Genomic DNA, 15,946 nt, shown 5'->3' on the forward strand with positions numbered 1-15,946 from the left:
ATCTAGCTTAATATACATACTAACCACCTCAGAGTCAGTATGGAGAATCCAATTGAAAATGTACATATTTATTCAAGCGTTAATGTACATATTTAAGTTAGCATTTATAGTCTATTTAAAAAGAAAAACATAACTTGGTACATTGGATTAGATGATATCTATATGAATAGGTAGAATCTAATTACCTGATTCACATTTTAAACCAAGGGGTACAAATTCGATGCCACGTGAAAAGGATTTGTTGAAACAATGGAAGGCGGATTTGCAAGCTATTCAAGAAGAGAAAAGGCTGAAGAAGAAATCTAAGAAAAAGAATAAGAAATATAGCATTCCTGGTAATACAGCTGACTTCATGAATGGAAAGAATACTTTTCGTAAAGAGAATGGGGTATGGAAGCAAAGAAATAAATAATGTGCGGATAAATGATTTTGATTAAATGTATAGGAATTATAGTAGGCGCTGCCTTGATTTTGGCAACGTCTTATTTGTTGTTAAGGAAAGATAACAAAACAAATAAATACAAGGTGAAAGGATATTAACGAAAAAGCCAAATTAGTAGGAAGTAAATTTAAAAAGTCCTGTCTTTTGACAGGACTTTCAAAAAGGGAACAACAGTTAACAATTGAAGGTGCCTTTATATTACCATTAATGGTAATATAATTCCATGTGTTATGTGTTGAGAAATAATCTTCTATAAGATGAAAAAAAGTAACCAATGAAGTTAAGTAACGAATTGATGTAAAAATGACATTTGGACCTGTAAGTAATGGATATGAAACATATAGTTATAGTCGAGAAAATGAACAGTTCATAAGCTAGAAATTTTAGCTTGCATATAGTATATGTTGTAAAGAAAGGGTGGGGATGAAGTATGGAACGACCGAACTGGGGCATCGGGGGATAGTATTCGTTGGCTGTACGTTTCTTGGCGCGGGAGTGGGATCTATGTTTGGGGGCGCCAAACCTGGGTGGATGATAGGGATGGGCGCTGGGTTTCTTGGTATGGCTTTGACGAGATGGATTGGGAAATAATATAACAGGTTCACTTTCTTCGATAAATAAAGCGATAGGCACATAAGAATGTACTTACATAGGATTTCAAAAAGAGACACCAAAGGGCGTCTCTGCATACTTACATTTCCACTTTAATTATTACAATACCCTTTTAACATACCTTTAGAAAAACGATTTGGATATAAAGCAATAAGCATCCCGTAGGGGCTTCCTTTCCAATAGCGTTGTAAGGGTGTCCGTAATTTTTGTTTTATGAGCCATCGTTGATTAAATACGTTTAATAGCTGTTTTTCATCCAGTTTTTCTTTCTCTTCAATGGTCCATCTTAATGCTTCTAGTGCTTTACATTTGGATCAATAGCCAACTGGTGTAACTTTAAATTCCCATTCTTTAAAGCGACCTGGATATAAGTCGTTTATCATTTTAAATGGACTATTTCCCCACATTAATTGACATGGAGACGCTAATCTGTGAGTCTTTAGCCACTTTATACTGTATACATCCAGTATTTGTTCGGGTGTTAATTTTTCTTTTTCTTCAATGGTCCATTTTAATGCTTCTAATGCTTTTTCTTTTGTCCAGAAGTTATTGGGCGTCATGAGAAATTCCCATTCTTTAAAACGACTAGGGTACAAATCGTTAATCATTGCAAACGGACTACTATTCCAGTACATAGCCAGAGGGGCACTAAGTTTGTTTTTCTCCAACCATTTTTTGCCGTATACGCGTAAGAGCTTTTCGTTCGATAAACCTTTTTTTTCTTCAATCATCCATCTCAAAATCGTTAATGCCTTTTCTTTCGTCCAAAAATTTAAAGGAGTCATACCAAACTCCCATTCTTTAAACTCACTTGGGTATAAATCATTTATTGCTTTAAAAGGGCTATTTTCGTATCTATGTTTGAGTAATCCTCGTAATTTATACTTTACAAGTAATTGAGTGTTCCATTTTTTTCTGATGTCTTCCTTATCCCATTTTAAGATACTGTGTAATAAATATGTGATTACTCTGCGGGCGAGTTTATTATCCAAATCTTCTTTCCAAGTATTTGGAGGGAATCGTTTCCTTTTGCCATCCAATATTTCTTGATAAATTTCTTCTATCGTAACTGCTTTCATTGCCAATATATAAATCCTCCTATATTTGTATTTATATTTGTAAAATATCACTATCAGAATTTATATATATATATTATATAATTTACATAAAATTATCATCGAAAACAACACATAAATTAGTTTTTTCTTAAAAATCAAATTATTACACGAATAAAAAATTATTTAAATTTTCTATTTTTTGGCATATACTTAAAAATGAATTATTATATTTGTATATTAGGAGTGTATTTGTATGGAGAAGCTTAACAAAAGCGATATCATTCGCACCGTTCCACAAAATGGTTTCTTTGGACATCCAAAAGGGCTATTTACCCTATTCTTTACAGAATTTTGGGAGCGATTTTCTTACTATGGAATGAGAGCAATATTACTTTACTATATGTACTATTCCATTTCTAAAGGTGGCTTAGGGATGGATCACGCCACAGCTGCATCCATTATGGCTATCTATGGTTCGTTAGTTTACATGTCTGGCATTATTGGTGGGTGGATTGCTGACCGCCTATTAGGTTCAAGTAGAACAATATTTTGGGGTGGCGTTTTAATAATGATTGGTCATCTCATCTTAGCTCTACCAGGAACGGTTAGTACATTATTTATCTCAATGGTATTTTTAGTACTTGGAACAGGGTTATTAAAACCGAATGTATCTAGTATTGTTGGTGATTTATATAGTGAAACAGATACTCGTCGTGATTCAGGTTTCAGTATTTTCTATATGGGTATTAATTTAGGAGCACTATTATCTCCGTTTGTAATTGGAACACTCGGTCAAAAGTATAACTTCCACTTAGGTTTTGGTGTGGCAGCAATTGGTATGCTATTTGGATTAATTATGTATGTTCTTACGAAAAAGAAAAATCTAGGATTAGCAGGAACGCAAGTACAAAATCCTTTAACAGACAAGGAAAGAAAAAAGGTCCTTATACAGTTTAGCATTGGTATTATCGCAATTGCACTAGTTTGTGTGTTAACAATTCCAACAGGTATTTTAACGATTGATCGATTTACTTTACTTGTAAGTATCTTAGGTATTCTAATTCCAACAGGCTACTTTGTCTTTATGTACCGTAGTCCAAAGACGACAAAAGTTGAAAAATCTCGCTTAATTGCTTACATACCACTATTTATCGCTGCTACAATGTTTTGGGCGATTCAAGAGCAGGGAGCAATCATCTTAGCTAGTTATGCTGATCAACGTACACAGTTAAACTTTGCAGGATTTGAGGTTCAATCTTCATGGTTCCAATCTTTAAACCCTATTTATATTGTTTTACTAGCACCAGTATTTGCTTGGCTTTGGGTAAAGCTGAATTCACGCCAACCAAGTACAGCAAATAAATTTGCTATCGGTTTATTATTTGCTGGTTTATCATTCTTAGTGATGATTATTCCTGCATATATCCATGGTACCGAATCCCTTGTTAGCCCAATATGGTTAATCATTAGCTTCCTTTTAGTCGTAATCGGGGAACTTTGTTTATCACCTGTCGGATTATCTATTACTACAAAACTAGCACCAGCAGCGTTCTCTGCTCAAACAATGAGTCTATGGTTCTTAACGAGTGCATCTGCACAAGCTATCAATGCGCAGCTTGTTCGATTATATAATCCTGAAACAGAGATTATTTATTTCGGTGTAATTGGCGGAGTATCCATTGCTTTAAGTGTTATTTTATATTTAATGGCTCCAAAGATTCAGGTACTTATGAAAGGGATCAAATAATAGAACTGTGCCAAAAACTTGTTACCATGCAGGTTTTTGTGCACAGTTTTTTGTGTTTTATCTTATGTAAAACTAGCTCCTCTTAAACGAAGAAATAGACTAATGTACTTAATGTTTTGGTGAGGAAGAACGTTTGCATTTACGAAAACATTCATGCTAAGAGTTTGCCTAGTATAGGAGTGTATAAAAAATAAATAGAGTTATTTAAAGAAAGGAAATAGGGTTGCTTTGTGAGGATAAAGTTCAATATTTTCTTACTTCTAATAATAAGTCATAACGTAAATCTTACATATATATCCTATACATTTTAAAATCCCAACAAATTGATTTTTACAAATAGTACAATTAGGAAAAGAGAGGTGAACAGGTAATGGACAAAAAATCAGGTTGGTTTTATATCATCAGTTTAACATGGCTTGCAAGCATTACATTACTTTGGGCAAACATTGCCAAATTGATTCCAAATCAGGTTGCTTCCCTAAGTATCTTTATCATTATGACTGTCATTGCACTGGGAGCCAGTCTGAGGGGGCATTATCGGCTTAAAAAGAAAAAATATTAAGGGCGGATCATGTCTTTCTCAAAATGGGAAAGGGTTTGCTGTGCAACAAGAGCTTAATTGTATTAAGTGTAGGAGGAATTCGGGTGGATAAAGTACCAAAAAATAAAAACCTGTTGTTATTGATTTATCTTAGTTTAGGATTGAATCTCATCACAGCTCCATTAGCATTATTTATAGGTGGGATGGCAACAGACCCTCCAGACAGTACTCAACTTAATTTTTTGAAAGGGTTTCTCCTCATTCAAGCAATACCAATTTTTATACTGTTTATATTTTTGGCTTGGTACTCTATCCGTAAGAGTAAATATGCTTATGCTGGAATAGCCTTTTTTTGTCTGTTATCATACTAGGTACCCCTATTGTTTGGATATATGATATGTATAATTCTTTTGCTAAGAAGGCCTTTTTAATACCTGATGATTACAAAGGATGTGTGGGTGTCCTTTATAACATCAAGGATGCGCCATCCCTAAAAATTGAAGATAAGAAAATTATATATCAAGTAACTAAAGATGGACTATTGAAAACATCATCGAATGAAAGGATTGGTAGGGAAAGTGACCTTGATTCTGGATGGGATAATGTAAAATACTATTATGTAGACAAAAGCGGAAACCAAGTTAAGAGGTTAGAAAAAGGCAAAGATATTCACAAGAGATCAGTATCATCGCAAGCGGGATTAACATATTCGCAATTCTTTATAGGAACAAAGAAAGAAGCAGAAAAATATCCACAATTCTCAATGTGTTTTAACGAAAAACAACAACGACAAATTGATCAGAAGTAAGTCATATATTCATATGGATGATTAGGAGGAAGCATTTGTAGTAGCCTCAAGTCGAGAGCATCCCGTAACTAATATGTTTTATACATCTAATCCTATTTAATAGGGTGGCTTTGAAAGATGGAACTTCCACATTCGAAAATGATGTAAATAAGTTGTCCAAATGGGTAGCTTATTGTTTGTTTTCGAGTTACTTCCATATCTAAGCTAAATATCTATGTAGCAGAACTAAAAAAAGACGCCATAAGGCGCCCCCAACTGGGGTTAATGAGGTTTTAGTTTTCCAATCTAAAGAAATATTGTATCAGCTCACAAAGAGAGTATATCATAACATCCAAGAGAAATAATATGCATTCTTACATATCGAAATAAATCTCGTATTCTTGCACTGATGGACCAGAGATAGCAAGATGTGAAGCCAATAAGAGCTGTGAAAATATCAAGTCTAGGATGTACTTACTTGCAAACAAACACAAAAGATAATAAATACATTACATGTAGAAAGCAGATTATGACTCTACCTGCTAGCAAGTATATCGCGCTAGAATGTATGTTTGTATTCATCTCTCGTAACAAGCATAGTATTATTTTTTAGTATAAATGGAAGTGCAGCTGCTAGTTATGCAGTATGATGAGCAAAGGGACGAAATCCTAGATTTGGCAATTACAGCATTGGAATGACGGGGAAGATTGTACGAATTTCGTTTCACAAGCTGTTAATGCGAATGGAAATCGTGTAGTACTTAAAACCTCTCATACTTGGACTGTAGTTGAAAACTTCTACACTTACTGGTCTTCTAGAGTACCAACTTATGAGACTTATAGTCTGAAAGCATTAGAAGGGAATGTTGGGGACGTTATTTAATATCGAAGTGATGTAACCGGCCATAAATGGCATAGTTTAATGGTTACAAAAAATCAACAGGCAGTTTCCAAATTAATCAGCATACTTCCGACCGAGAAAATGATGAAATTGGATATATTTTAGAATCTGAACCTTCTCTCAAAAGAGCTGGCATCTTTTTTGCTCTGTTGAAACAATAAAGAGAATAAAAGATATGTCAGTATCACGTTTATGGAATCATTAGTATCACAAAAGCCATCACGCAATGATAATTGCATGATGGCTTTTGTTGTTTTTTTTATTTCTTTGTCGCATTGACCCATGTAGCGATGTCCTGGATGACATACGCTGGAACATTTGAAGGGACTTCGTATTCACTAGGGTGACTTAATTCACCGTCGCCCTCCGTGAAGAGGTGATTCAATTTCGGATATTCTTTAAACTGAACATTACTGCGACTTGAAAGACCTTCTTGCCATCTCGTAAACTCTTCTTTTACCGTTACTTGATAATCACGTGAGCCTTGTAGAATCAGTAATGGCTCTTTTCGTGATTTCGCTTCCTCAACTGGATGCCAACGGGTCACATCATACATGAAATGTGGAGAAAGATAATTATAACCGGCTGGTGGGTGATCTGGATTAAAAGTAGGATCCTCAATATAAGCGAATTGTTTTTTTAGTTCATCAATATACTCCTTTGGTGCCCCAAGGTACTGATACTGATCAAGGAGCATGTCAGTAAAAGGACGTGCAGGTGGTGCCATTAAAATACTTCCTCTTACAAGTGATGAAGGTGCTTTGCTTAGTATACGTGGCATGGTGCCAGCACCTTGGCTATGTCCGAGAATGAAAATGTTATCTGGGTCAATACCTTCCTGCTGCGCTGCTGAATTTGCTGCATATATGGCATCATCTGTAGTATCGCTGTCTAATGTAGCAGGTTCTGCAGTCATTTTAAAACCGTGTTCTAAGGAACGTTTCTCGTAACGTAGCACTGCGATACCCCTTGATGAAAGACCAGCTGCAAGGTCTCTAAAGATTTTAGCTCCCATAAATGTACTGTCACGATCTTGTGGACCAGAACCGTGAACAAGAACAACAACAGGTACTTTTTCGCCAGGCTTATGTTTTGGAACCGTTAATGTGGCTGGTAACGGGTATGTAGTATTTCCAATTACGATTTCACGTTCTTGGTAGGAATCAGGTTGGTCATAACTAGGATGCGGGATGGTATAAGATTTCTGTGGCGTCGTCCTTACGCCAACTTCATCAACTTTGCCACCAGGCGTGAATTTAAGGAGTAGTGGAATAGTAGTTCCTTCGATAGCTCCTGGAATTTCAACCGTTTGATGGACTATGTTTCGTTCTTTAATAACAGGTGTTCCCATGCTTGTAATCCTGCTCCCGCCACTTTGTGTCCACCAGTTTTGTAATATGTTTGCCGTAAACTTGGATTGAAAAGCAGCAGACGTCAATTGTAGTGCCTCTGAATATTTATCTTGCTGGAGATATTCAAAAAATAAAGACGTACGCTCCGTTAAAGAGACTGGTTTCTTTTCTGCAGTTTGTACCTCTTGTGTGTCTGCATGAATCTTCGTTATAAGTGAGAAAGAAGAAACACCTAAAGAAAAGAGTAAGGCAAAAGAAAGTGCTGATTTTTGTAATTTCTTTTTTTTCATCCTGTTTAACCTCCAAAATGTAATGTTATGAAATAGGTATGGTGATTAGTGGAATGTTTCCCTATTGAGGTTTCGGTACATGTAAGAGGGAATCCTGCATACATATCATAAAAAGCCTGTTTGAAGGAGTAGAGGCGTTAAGCAATGGATTTAAACATAAATCTTTGTTAAATCATAGAAATCGATAGTTTTCCCAACAATGATTCCAATCCCATTATGATGTAAGGGAAGGAAAACAAAAAGGAAGGGAGGAATACGATGAAAAAATTTTGTGGTTCATTTCTACATTGTGCATGATTTTAGGGTTGGTAACGGGGGCAGTAGCAAAGATGACAATGGAATTGTGCAGGTAAGATAAGGAAAGGATCCATAACGGGTGCTATTTTCTCAGTTACATAGAAAATACATATTAAACGTGAATTTGAACAAAATGGAAATTTTGGTTAAAGGATTCTATATAAATAGGTAGAATCTAATTATTTGGTACACATTTTAAACCAAGGGGTACAAATTCGATGCGACGTGAAAAGGATTTGTTGAAACAATGGAAGGCGGATTTGCAAGCTATTCAAGAAGAGAAAAGGCTGAAGAAAAAGGCTAAGAAAAAGAATAAGAAATATAGCATTCCGGGTAAAACGGCTGATTTCATGGATGGCAAGCATACTTATCGTAAAGCTAATGGGGTATGGAAACAAAGAAATAAATAATGTGATGATAAATTAGTTTGATCAAGCTTATAGCAATTATCGGAGGCACTACCGTGATCAGGGAGGTGTCTTGTTTGTTGTTAATATTACAAAAATTTTAGATTAAAAATTATACAACTACATTTTAAACCCCGTCCTAAATTTAGAACGGGGTTAAAATGTTTGAGGTTTCAAATTTTACTCACTTTATTGTCTTTTTATAATATGTATCAACTCCTATTTTCCTGATGTTCTGTAGTCTTTCTTGATAATATCTCGCATGTTTAGGGTGAAAAATAGGAGGAAAATCAAGGCTATGATTCCATTAACCCAGTAGTATGTATGTCCTGCTGTGAATCCAGTGTAGAAAGAAAAGGTATTCCAAACTAAAAGGATTGTTGAACAGATAGTAGAGATCAATAATGAACCAAAACTCCTCATGATTGTCACCTCGATTCAAAATGTTAGTGGTCGTACAATTATATATTTTAATAAATAGATTTAAAAGGAGAAGATATAATAAAATAATATAAAGGAATCACTGTGAGGCGAGAAATATAGATAGGTAGCGAATCCGCTGCTTTTTATTTTAAATAAAAAAAGGAATCTCGAAAGATCCCTTTTTCTAATTCCGATATATCTTAATCGCATATAAGTAAAGATATAAAATATTATATAACAATAAAAAATGTAAGCAATAAGTATTTTAGTTAACATAAGGAGGAAGGATAAAAGCTTTAAATAAACTCTGGCAAGCACCCCCCCTTAATATTGGTCTGACCCCATTTGGTGAGACAAAGAAAAAACACCTAGATAACATGTTTCCTATAAGCTATAGGTGACATATTATCTAATTTTCTCTGAATCCGTTCATTATTATAGTAGTGGATGTATTCATCCACAGTTTGTATTATACTAGCATTATTCGATTGTTTTATATTTTGCGCATAGAATCCTTCGGATTTCAAATGAGAATGAAAAGATTCTATGAGGGCATTATCATGGCAGTTTCCTGTACGAGACATGCTTGTGATAATGCCTTTTTCTGTGGCATATGTTTGAAATTGTTTTGATGTATACACCTTTCCTTGATCCGAATGTAAAATCGTATCAATCACATTTCGCTTTCTTAAAGCCTCTTTTAGAGTATCTAATACAAGAGAAACATCCTGTGTCTCAGCTATTTTATAACTTACAATTTCATTGTTAAACCCATCTATAATAGATGAAAAATAAAGAGTCTTATTGCCGAACATCAAATACGTGATATCAGTGAACCATTTTTCATTAGGCTTGGTAGCTTTAAATCTCCGTTGTATTCGATTTTTAGCTACCACTGGTTCATGACCGAGCACAAATATCTTTTTCTTTTTTCTAACCCGAGATAATACGTTGTATTTTCTCATGATACGCAATACTTTTTTATGATTCATTACGATGTTAAATTGATCACGTAGACAAGCTGTAACCCGACGATATCCATACCGATATTTATGATGTTGACATATTTCTATTACGGTTTTTTCTTCATGATTAGTTACTGTTTTCTCCTGCTTTTTCCAACGATAATAAGTAGCACGTGAAATATTAAATATGGAACACAGTTCTGCAATTGTAAAAATTGATTGCCATTCCTTTATCATTTTCATTATTTCTTCTTTTCCTCCCACCTCCTTAAGATTTCTTGGCACTTTTCCAGCAATATAATTTTTGCCTTTAAATAACGTATTTCTAATTCTTTTTGTTCAAGTTCTGTTAACCTTTTTAAGCCTTTTCCATGTGCAGATTGTCTTCCAATAGACTGTTCAAACCGATAGGTTTCGCCTTCACGATACCATTTCATCCAAGTTTTAATTTGAGCCACATGTTTAATTCCTAAGGCATCCATAATTTCTTTGTTTTTGAATCCTTGGTGTTTCATTTCAACTACTTTCCACTTTATTTCGGCGGGATAATGCGTCTTTTTCCCCATAAGAAAACACCTCCATTAAAATCATAACTGATACTTACGATTTAGAGAGGTGTTTTTTTTCGTCTCATTCTAAGGGTTCACTCCAATATTGACGGAATAATAAGGGGGCGCTTTTAAAGGAAAAGTGCGCATATGTGCTAAAGGAATAATCCAATACCTATCCATTCAACTCCTAATACAACAAATGTTTCAATGATGATTAATCGTTTATCTTTTTCAGGGGGGATTTGGTTAGCTTCCTAATAAAAGAGAATGAACCACTTATTCCAAACAATGCAAGAGCGAGCAATAATACTGTAATATTCATCCTTATTAATCCTAGTATGTGGATATATTATGAATGGGGATGTTATAGAATGAGTACGAAAAAATTAATCTTAGCAGGTGCTTTAGACTTCGCAGCATTATCAGGATTAGAAGCAACAAAAGTGAGTGCAGATTCTATTGAAACGAATTTATCGACGTTAGAAGGACACGTAGTAGAAGTGGATCATGGTGTGATTGTTGTGAAATCTAAACAATACGAAGAAACTGTTAGTGTGTATATAGAAAATCTTTCAAATGTGAAAATAGGAGACGAAGTAAAAGCAACTGGATATATGATGCGTAACTTTACGGAGTATATGGTTGCAACAGACGTTGATAATACTACAAACAAATTAGGTATGCATTTGAAAGAAGATGGCTCACCTGATTATGTGATTGGTGAAGTATTAGAATTAGGTATGATGGAAGACAGTGCTACTAAATATGTCGTAGTTGAGTATCCATCAAAAAATGGGGAGAAAGACGTTATTGACGTGTTCTTAACAAAAGGACAAGTATTTAAAAAAGGTGAGAAAGTGAAAATTGATATGAAGTATGTAGGTTGGGGCGGCATTTCTATTAATTACAACACAGTTGGTCATATCAAAAAAGTGAATGAAACAAAGAACAACACTCAAAATAATGATGATGTGTGGATTTGGTCTTAATAAAAAAATAGAAATCGTTATTTGCGATTTGCATAAAGAATAATTGTTTAAGTCGTATGGGCATCAATAAGAAGTGAATAAAGAAAAGTAATATGTAGCCCCCATCTAATTAACATTTGTATAACAATTAGATGGGGGCTTTTCTTATTTATTCGCATATGAAAAGTGTATCGATTACATTTTGAACGTGTTAGCTAAATTAGATGGGTGTGCCTTGAGGCATTTCTTCATAAAAACTGTAGGGATTCCCTTACAGTTTATTTTACGTGCATTAGAATCCTTGTAGCGAGATGGGATAGTTAAAAGGAAAGAAAATAGTTAAATATTGCTTGTTGAAAGCACAATTTGTAACACATGCAATTAGTACGTAGAGCACTCATCTTTATATAATCTTGAGATGAATTTTACTTTTTTCTATGAATATAATTTTATCTAAATATGAACTAATTACACTCTCTTTAAAAAGCATCGAGGAGGGATAATTATGAATCAATTCTATATGTGTATCTATAGCCATTACTTGTAGGGAATAGATTTGAAGATCCATTTAAAGGTGTAAAGGGTACTATGTTGGAAAAAAATTTATGCTGTTGTAAGTTTTGGTCTAATGAGAGGGTATGAGAATAATAAATTTGGACCAAATCATTTTTTAATTCGAAAACAATTAGGAACGATTTTATAGAAAGCATCTAATTTGAAGTGAAAATTTATTAAGTTACTGAGGCGATTAGTGCCTGACAGGAGAATGAAATCGTCGTGGGTACAGGTCACAATTTATTTGAGTCTATAAAAGTTGTAACTCATAAGCAGTATGTACAGATTATTTATATTGCCTCTAGAATTTTTTCTGGTTATAGGAAGAATGTAATTTGAGTAAAAGAATTTCCCAACAGGAAAAAATATGCATTTTTGCATATCATATTGAAAAAATAACCAATATATACTAATATTTGTCATATAATAATCTTCCGATTATTAAGTTAATTAGATGCAAAATTACAGAATCTTATTTTGAACGAGGTTATCATACGGTATTACTATAACTTGGGTATTTACAGGTTCTTTTGTACAACTTTGAAGGAAGGAACCTGTTTATATATTATAAATTAATTAGTAAAGGGTATGAGGTGCAATTATGAATTTATCAAAAAGAAATCCATTATTAAGAAACAAAAAAGCGGCTGGATTTGATAGTTCAGTTGGAAGTTTAAAAGAAGAGATTCAACGTCAAGACCTTGAGGTCATTGAAGGTGGTAGTTTGGGAGTCACGCTAGGAGCAGCAGGATTATATACAGCTACGCAAACGATTGCTACACAAATTTGGAAATGTGGTGCGGTATTGACTACGTCTGCGGAGTGCAGCAGAACTGGTAACTCTTGCTAATAAATATAATAAAATCAGCAAGCGGTTAGAAGTTTAACTAGGCACTTTATAATTGAAATTATTTTATATTTAAATATTTGGTGCCTGAAATGAATATATATCTATTTGCTTATAAATCATTAATATTTAATCTATTTTTCTTATTATACAGATTTCAATATTAATAATAATAGTATTGTAGTTTTGAATTGTTAATCATATAAAAGCAACTTAAGTTTGGTATTTACAAGTTCTTTTGTACAACTTCGAAGGAAGGAACTTGTTGATTATATTATTGTTTAATTAATAAAGGGCATGAGGTGCAATTATGAATTTATCAAAAAGAAATCCATTATTAAGAAATAAAAAAACGGCTGGATTTAATAGTTCAGTTGGAAGTTTAAAAGAAGAGATCAAACGTCAAGACCTTGAGGTTATTGAAGGTGGTAGTGTGGAAATCACGCTAGGAGCAGCAGCATTATATACAACTACGCAAAGTATTGCTACACAAATTTGGAAATGTGGTGCAGTATTGACTACATCTGCGGAGTGCAGCAGAACTGGTAACTCTTGCTAATAAATATAATGAAATGAGCAAGTGGTTAGAAGTTTAACTGGGCATTTAATAATTGAAGTTATTTTATATTTAAATATTTGGTGCCTGAAATGAATATATATCTATTTGCTTATAAATCATTAATATTTAATCTATTTTTCTTATTATATAGATTGTGAGATCAATAATGATAGTATTATAGTTTTGAATTGGTAATTATATAAAAGCAATTTAAGTTTGGTATTTGCAAGTTCTTTTGTATAACTTCAAAGGAAAGAACTTGTTAGTATATTTATAAATAAAACTATAAAATAATAAGGGGTGCAATAATGAATTTATCAAAAAGAAATCCATTATTAAGAAACAAAAAGGCGGCTGAATTTGATAGTTCAGTTGGAAGTTTAAAAGAAGAGATTCAACGTCAAGACCTTGAAGTCATTGAAGGTGGTAGTTTGGCAGTCACGCTAGGAGCAGCAGGAGTATATACAGCTACGCAAACGATTGCTACACAAATTTGGAAATGTGGTGCAGTATTGACTACGTCTGCGGAGTGCAGCAGAACTGGTAACTCTTGCTAATAAATATTTAGTTCCTGTAATAACTATATGTCTGTTTACTTATAAATCATTAATATGTAATCTATTTTTCTTATTATATAGATTGAAAGATCAATAATGATAGTATTGTAGTTTTGAATTGGTAATTATATAAAAGCAATTTAAGTTTGGTATTCGCAAGTTCTTTTGTACAACTTCAAAGGAAAGAACTTGTTAGTATATTTATAAATAAAACTATAAAATAATAAGGGGTGCAATAATGAATTTATCAAAAAGAAATCCATTATTAAGAAACAAAAAGGCGGCTGGATTTGATAGTTCAGTTGGAAGTTTAAAAGAAGAGATTCAACGTCAAGACCTTGAAGTCATTGAAGGTGGTAGTTTGGCAGTCACGCTAGGAGCAGCAGGAGTATATACAGCTACGCAAACGATTGCTACACAAATTTGGAAATGTGGTGCAGTATTGACTACATCTGCGGAGTGTAGCAGAACTGGTAAACCTTGCTAATAGTTTCGAATATAAAATATGTAAGTGAGCATATGCTCACTTACATATTTTATAATTGAATCAATTTCATAATAATGATATTTCTTTGTAATAAATGAAATTTTTATAAATTAATAATTATGAAATTGATTCAATTATTCTATATGGGTGGGGGAATGAAAGTAATGAATGAAGTTTTAAATACAGTAACAAATAAAGAATTAAAGGAATACTGGAAATCATTTTTTCCTGAAGATTATGAGATATGTGATGTAGAGGAATTAATTAAAAATGTATCACAGAAAAATGTTAAAGAATTTATTAATGAGTATAACACCGAGGATGAGTCATTAATACAATCAATGATCTGGGGAAATATTAAACAACAGGAACTGTTAGATATTATATTAGAAAACTTAAAAGAGGCAAATTTTTGGGTGTATTTTTATGAACCGATTCTAAAAAAATACGTAGGGTCCCTTTTTGATGTAGTAGAAAAAAGTAATATTATTGAGGATAAAACAGTTTTTTTACATCAAGCCATTTTCAATATGTTTCATTCACTACATTTAGTTGGATTTCAAACAATTATTGCTGAAATATATTATGCAAAACAAGAAAATATATTGCAAGGTGATAATAGTGTTGAGAGGGGAAAATATTATAACGAAGTATTGCTAAGAGATAACGGATATAGAAAGGCAGTATATAAGAACTACCCCGAATTAGTAAGGATTCTGGATATTAAAGTGAAAAGTGGTATAGAATTTATTAATAGCATTCTTAAAGATACAGAACGAGAAATTCGTGAAATTGAAAATACATTAAATGGTGGAGAAAAATTAGGGAGAATTAAAGAAATAACCATGGGAGAAGGTGACACTCATAATAATGGGAAGTCAGTTTCAAAGCTAGTTTTTAGTACAGATAAAGTCATTATGTATAAACCTCGTAGTTTGTACATGGAGGAAAAGTATAGTGAATTTTTACACTGGCTAAACAATACTGCAATTAAAAGGAATGAATATAAGTTAACGGCAGCAAAATCATATAGCATAAAAGAAGCTGGCTGGATGGAATTTATTAAACATCAAGAATGTAAAAATGAAGAGGAACTAACTCGTTTTTATTTTAGAGTTGGAATGATTCTGAGTATACTATATACAACAAATGCTGTTGATATTCATCATGAAAATCTTATAGCTCAAGGGGATATGCCCGTTTTAGTGGATTTAGAGACATTCATTCATCCGGATCTTTCGGTGGATGAAGTTGAGTCAGCTACTATAGTTGCATTAAAGAAATTGAGAAATTCTGTAACACAAAATATTTTGTTACCAACTCAAATTATCAATGAAAAAAACAATAGGGTATTTGATTTAGGTGGATTGAGTGGCACTCAAGAACAAGAGTCACCGTTTGTTACTAAGTTTATTGAAAATTATGGAACAGATGAAGTAAGAATAAAAATGATGTACGCTAAGATTGAAGCTAAAGATAATAATCCTAGTATAAAAGACCTGCGGTAGTATGTCAACTGAAAAATAATATCTTTTGAAGTTATCAAAGGACAAATTGCTTAAAAAAGACATCACGAAACTAGACCAGTATTTTATGTAAA

18 protein-coding genes and 1 pseudogene are annotated in these 15,946 nt (G+C 33.2%); 15 read left to right on the forward strand and 4 right to left on the reverse strand.

Features of this window, described 5'->3' with window-relative positions:
* The first annotated feature begins 220 nt into the window (after positions 1-220).
* Positions 221-412: a hypothetical protein gene (locus MR168_RS27180; RefSeq protein WP_086411929.1), complete on the forward strand. Its 192-nt coding sequence runs from the start codon at positions 221-223 to the stop codon at positions 410-412.
* A gap of 453 nt (positions 413-865) precedes the next feature.
* The gene (locus MR168_RS27185) at positions 866-1,033 is read left to right on the forward strand and encodes a hypothetical protein (RefSeq protein ID WP_181003868.1); all 168 of its coding nucleotides are present in this window, start codon (positions 866-868) and stop codon (positions 1,031-1,033) included.
* A gap of 113 nt (positions 1,034-1,146) precedes the next feature.
* Here the strand turns inward: MR168_RS27185 and MR168_RS27190 are convergent.
* Positions 1,147-2,139 (reverse strand): annotated as a pseudogene (locus tag MR168_RS27190) (DUF4046 domain-containing protein).
* Positions 2,140-2,365: 226 nt separating this feature from the next.
* Between MR168_RS27190 and MR168_RS27195 the strand changes: the two are divergent.
* From MR168_RS27195 to MR168_RS33770, 5 genes are all read left to right on the forward strand, one after another.
* Entirely contained in the window at positions 2,366-3,859 is a 1,494-nt protein-coding gene (locus MR168_RS27195; protein ID WP_086411927.1) for a peptide MFS transporter, read from the forward strand.
* Between the two features lie 370 nt (positions 3,860-4,229).
* Entirely contained in the window at positions 4,230-4,421 is a 192-nt protein-coding gene (locus tag MR168_RS27200) for a hypothetical protein (protein WP_086411926.1), read from the forward strand.
* An 83-nt stretch (positions 4,422-4,504) separates the two neighbouring features.
* Positions 4,505-4,771 (forward strand): hypothetical protein, encoded by a 267-nt coding sequence (locus MR168_RS27205; protein WP_236093365.1) that lies wholly within the window; start codon positions 4,505-4,507, stop codon positions 4,769-4,771.
* Positions 4,753-5,208: a DUF6843 domain-containing protein gene (locus MR168_RS27210; RefSeq protein ID WP_236093366.1), complete on the forward strand. Its 456-nt coding sequence runs from the start codon at positions 4,753-4,755 to the stop codon at positions 5,206-5,208. Before MR168_RS27205 ends, MR168_RS27210 begins: the two co-directional genes overlap by 19 nt.
* A 652-nt stretch (positions 5,209-5,860) precedes the next feature.
* Positions 5,861-6,070 (forward strand): amidase domain-containing protein, encoded by a 210-nt coding sequence (locus MR168_RS33770; RefSeq protein ID WP_236093368.1) that lies wholly within the window; start codon positions 5,861-5,863, stop codon positions 6,068-6,070.
* Between the two features lie 277 nt (positions 6,071-6,347).
* On the opposite strand, the gene MR168_RS27220 is transcribed toward MR168_RS33770, so the two are convergent.
* Positions 6,348-7,730, reverse strand: a complete 1,383-nt coding sequence (locus MR168_RS27220; RefSeq protein ID WP_103597412.1) for an alpha/beta hydrolase family protein — start codon at positions 7,728-7,730, stop codon at positions 6,348-6,350.
* A 515-nt stretch (positions 7,731-8,245) separates the two neighbouring features.
* On the opposite strand from MR168_RS27220, the gene MR168_RS27225 reads away from it, so the two are divergent.
* Positions 8,246-8,437 carry a hypothetical protein gene (locus MR168_RS27225; RefSeq protein WP_001250593.1) on the forward strand — a complete coding sequence of 64 codons (192 nt, stop codon included), beginning with the start codon at positions 8,246-8,248 and terminating at the stop codon, positions 8,435-8,437.
* Positions 8,438-8,653: 216 nt separating this feature from the next.
* Here the strand turns inward: MR168_RS27225 and MR168_RS27230 are convergent, their stop codons facing one another.
* Both MR168_RS27230 and MR168_RS27235 read right to left on the reverse strand, forming a co-directional pair.
* Complete coding sequence (locus MR168_RS27230) at positions 8,654-8,857, reverse strand: hypothetical protein (protein WP_086411925.1); 204 nt, start codon at positions 8,855-8,857, stop codon at positions 8,654-8,656.
* 368 nt (positions 8,858-9,225) lie between these two features.
* Positions 9,226-10,388, reverse strand: a protein-coding gene (locus MR168_RS27235) for an IS3 family transposase (RefSeq protein WP_174402552.1) whose coding sequence is annotated in 2 segments (ribosomal slippage) — positions 9,226-10,121 and positions 10,121-10,388 — 1,164 coding nt in all. Because the reading frame shifts where the segments join, the coding sequence is not laid out codon by codon here.
* 356 nt (positions 10,389-10,744) lie between these two features.
* Here MR168_RS27235 and MR168_RS27240 point away from each other — a divergent pair.
* The 7 genes from MR168_RS27240 to lanM all read left to right on the forward strand — a co-directional run bounded on the left by MR168_RS27240 (position 10,745) and on the right by lanM (position 15,854).
* Positions 10,745-11,362, forward strand: a complete 618-nt coding sequence (locus MR168_RS27240) for an ATP F0F1 synthase subunit alpha (RefSeq protein WP_086411792.1) — start codon at positions 10,745-10,747, stop codon at positions 11,360-11,362.
* Between the two features lie 607 nt (positions 11,363-11,969).
* On the forward strand, positions 11,970-12,044 hold the full coding sequence (locus MR168_RS27245) for a hypothetical protein (protein WP_228497310.1): 75 nt from the start codon (positions 11,970-11,972) through the stop codon (positions 12,042-12,044).
* Positions 12,045-12,497: 453 nt separating this feature from the next.
* Positions 12,498-12,746, forward strand: a complete 249-nt coding sequence (locus tag MR168_RS27250) for a plantaricin C family lantibiotic (protein WP_053512377.1) — start codon at positions 12,498-12,500, stop codon at positions 12,744-12,746.
* A 307-nt stretch (positions 12,747-13,053) separates the two neighbouring features.
* Positions 13,054-13,302 (forward strand): plantaricin C family lantibiotic, encoded by a 249-nt coding sequence (locus MR168_RS27255; RefSeq protein ID WP_053512376.1) that lies wholly within the window; start codon positions 13,054-13,056, stop codon positions 13,300-13,302.
* 308 nt (positions 13,303-13,610) lie between these two features.
* Positions 13,611-13,859, forward strand: coding sequence for a plantaricin C family lantibiotic (locus MR168_RS27260; protein WP_174402585.1), 249 nt, complete (start codon positions 13,611-13,613; stop codon positions 13,857-13,859).
* Between the two features lie 238 nt (positions 13,860-14,097).
* Positions 14,098-14,346: a plantaricin C family lantibiotic gene (locus MR168_RS27265; RefSeq protein WP_242291625.1), complete on the forward strand. Its 249-nt coding sequence runs from the start codon at positions 14,098-14,100 to the stop codon at positions 14,344-14,346.
* 164 nt (positions 14,347-14,510) lie between these two features.
* Positions 14,511-15,854, forward strand: a complete 1,344-nt coding sequence (gene lanM / locus MR168_RS27270) for a type 2 lanthipeptide synthetase LanM (RefSeq protein ID WP_242291627.1) — start codon at positions 14,511-14,513, stop codon at positions 15,852-15,854.
* Positions 15,855-15,946: the final 92 nt, after the last annotated feature.

This window comes from Bacillus cereus group sp. BfR-BA-01356 (assembly GCF_022663635.1).
Classification (GTDB): domain Bacteria; phylum Bacillota; class Bacilli; order Bacillales; family Bacillaceae_G; genus Bacillus_A; species Bacillus_A cereus.

Coding starts and splice junctions, on each gene's coding strand:
- MR168_RS27180 (WP_086411929.1), top strand. CDS start 221: ATGCCACGTGAAAAGGATTTGTTGAAACAATGGAAGGCGGATTTGCAA.
- MR168_RS27260 (WP_174402585.1), top strand. CDS start 13,611: ATGAATTTATCAAAAAGAAATCCATTATTAAGAAACAAAAAGGCGGCT.
- MR168_RS27240 (WP_086411792.1), top strand. CDS start 10,745: ATGAGTACGAAAAAATTAATCTTAGCAGGTGCTTTAGACTTCGCAGCA.
- MR168_RS27200 (WP_086411926.1), top strand. CDS start 4,230: ATGGACAAAAAATCAGGTTGGTTTTATATCATCAGTTTAACATGGCTT.
- MR168_RS27185 (WP_181003868.1), top strand. CDS start 866: ATGAAGTATGGAACGACCGAACTGGGGCATCGGGGGATAGTATTCGTT.
- MR168_RS27250 (WP_053512377.1), top strand. CDS start 12,498: ATGAATTTATCAAAAAGAAATCCATTATTAAGAAACAAAAAAGCGGCT.
- MR168_RS27265 (WP_242291625.1), top strand. CDS start 14,098: ATGAATTTATCAAAAAGAAATCCATTATTAAGAAACAAAAAGGCGGCT.
- MR168_RS27195 (WP_086411927.1), top strand. CDS start 2,366: ATGGAGAAGCTTAACAAAAGCGATATCATTCGCACCGTTCCACAAAAT.
- lanM (WP_242291627.1), top strand. CDS start 14,511: ATGAATGAAGTTTTAAATACAGTAACAAATAAAGAATTAAAGGAATAC.
- MR168_RS27225 (WP_001250593.1), top strand. CDS start 8,246: ATGCGACGTGAAAAGGATTTGTTGAAACAATGGAAGGCGGATTTGCAA.
- MR168_RS27220 (WP_103597412.1), bottom strand. CDS start 7,730: ATGAAAAAAAAGAAATTACAAAAATCAGCACTTTCTTTTGCCTTACTC.
- MR168_RS27255 (WP_053512376.1), top strand. CDS start 13,054: ATGAATTTATCAAAAAGAAATCCATTATTAAGAAATAAAAAAACGGCT.
- MR168_RS27230 (WP_086411925.1), bottom strand. CDS start 8,857: ATGAGGAGTTTTGGTTCATTATTGATCTCTACTATCTGTTCAACAATC.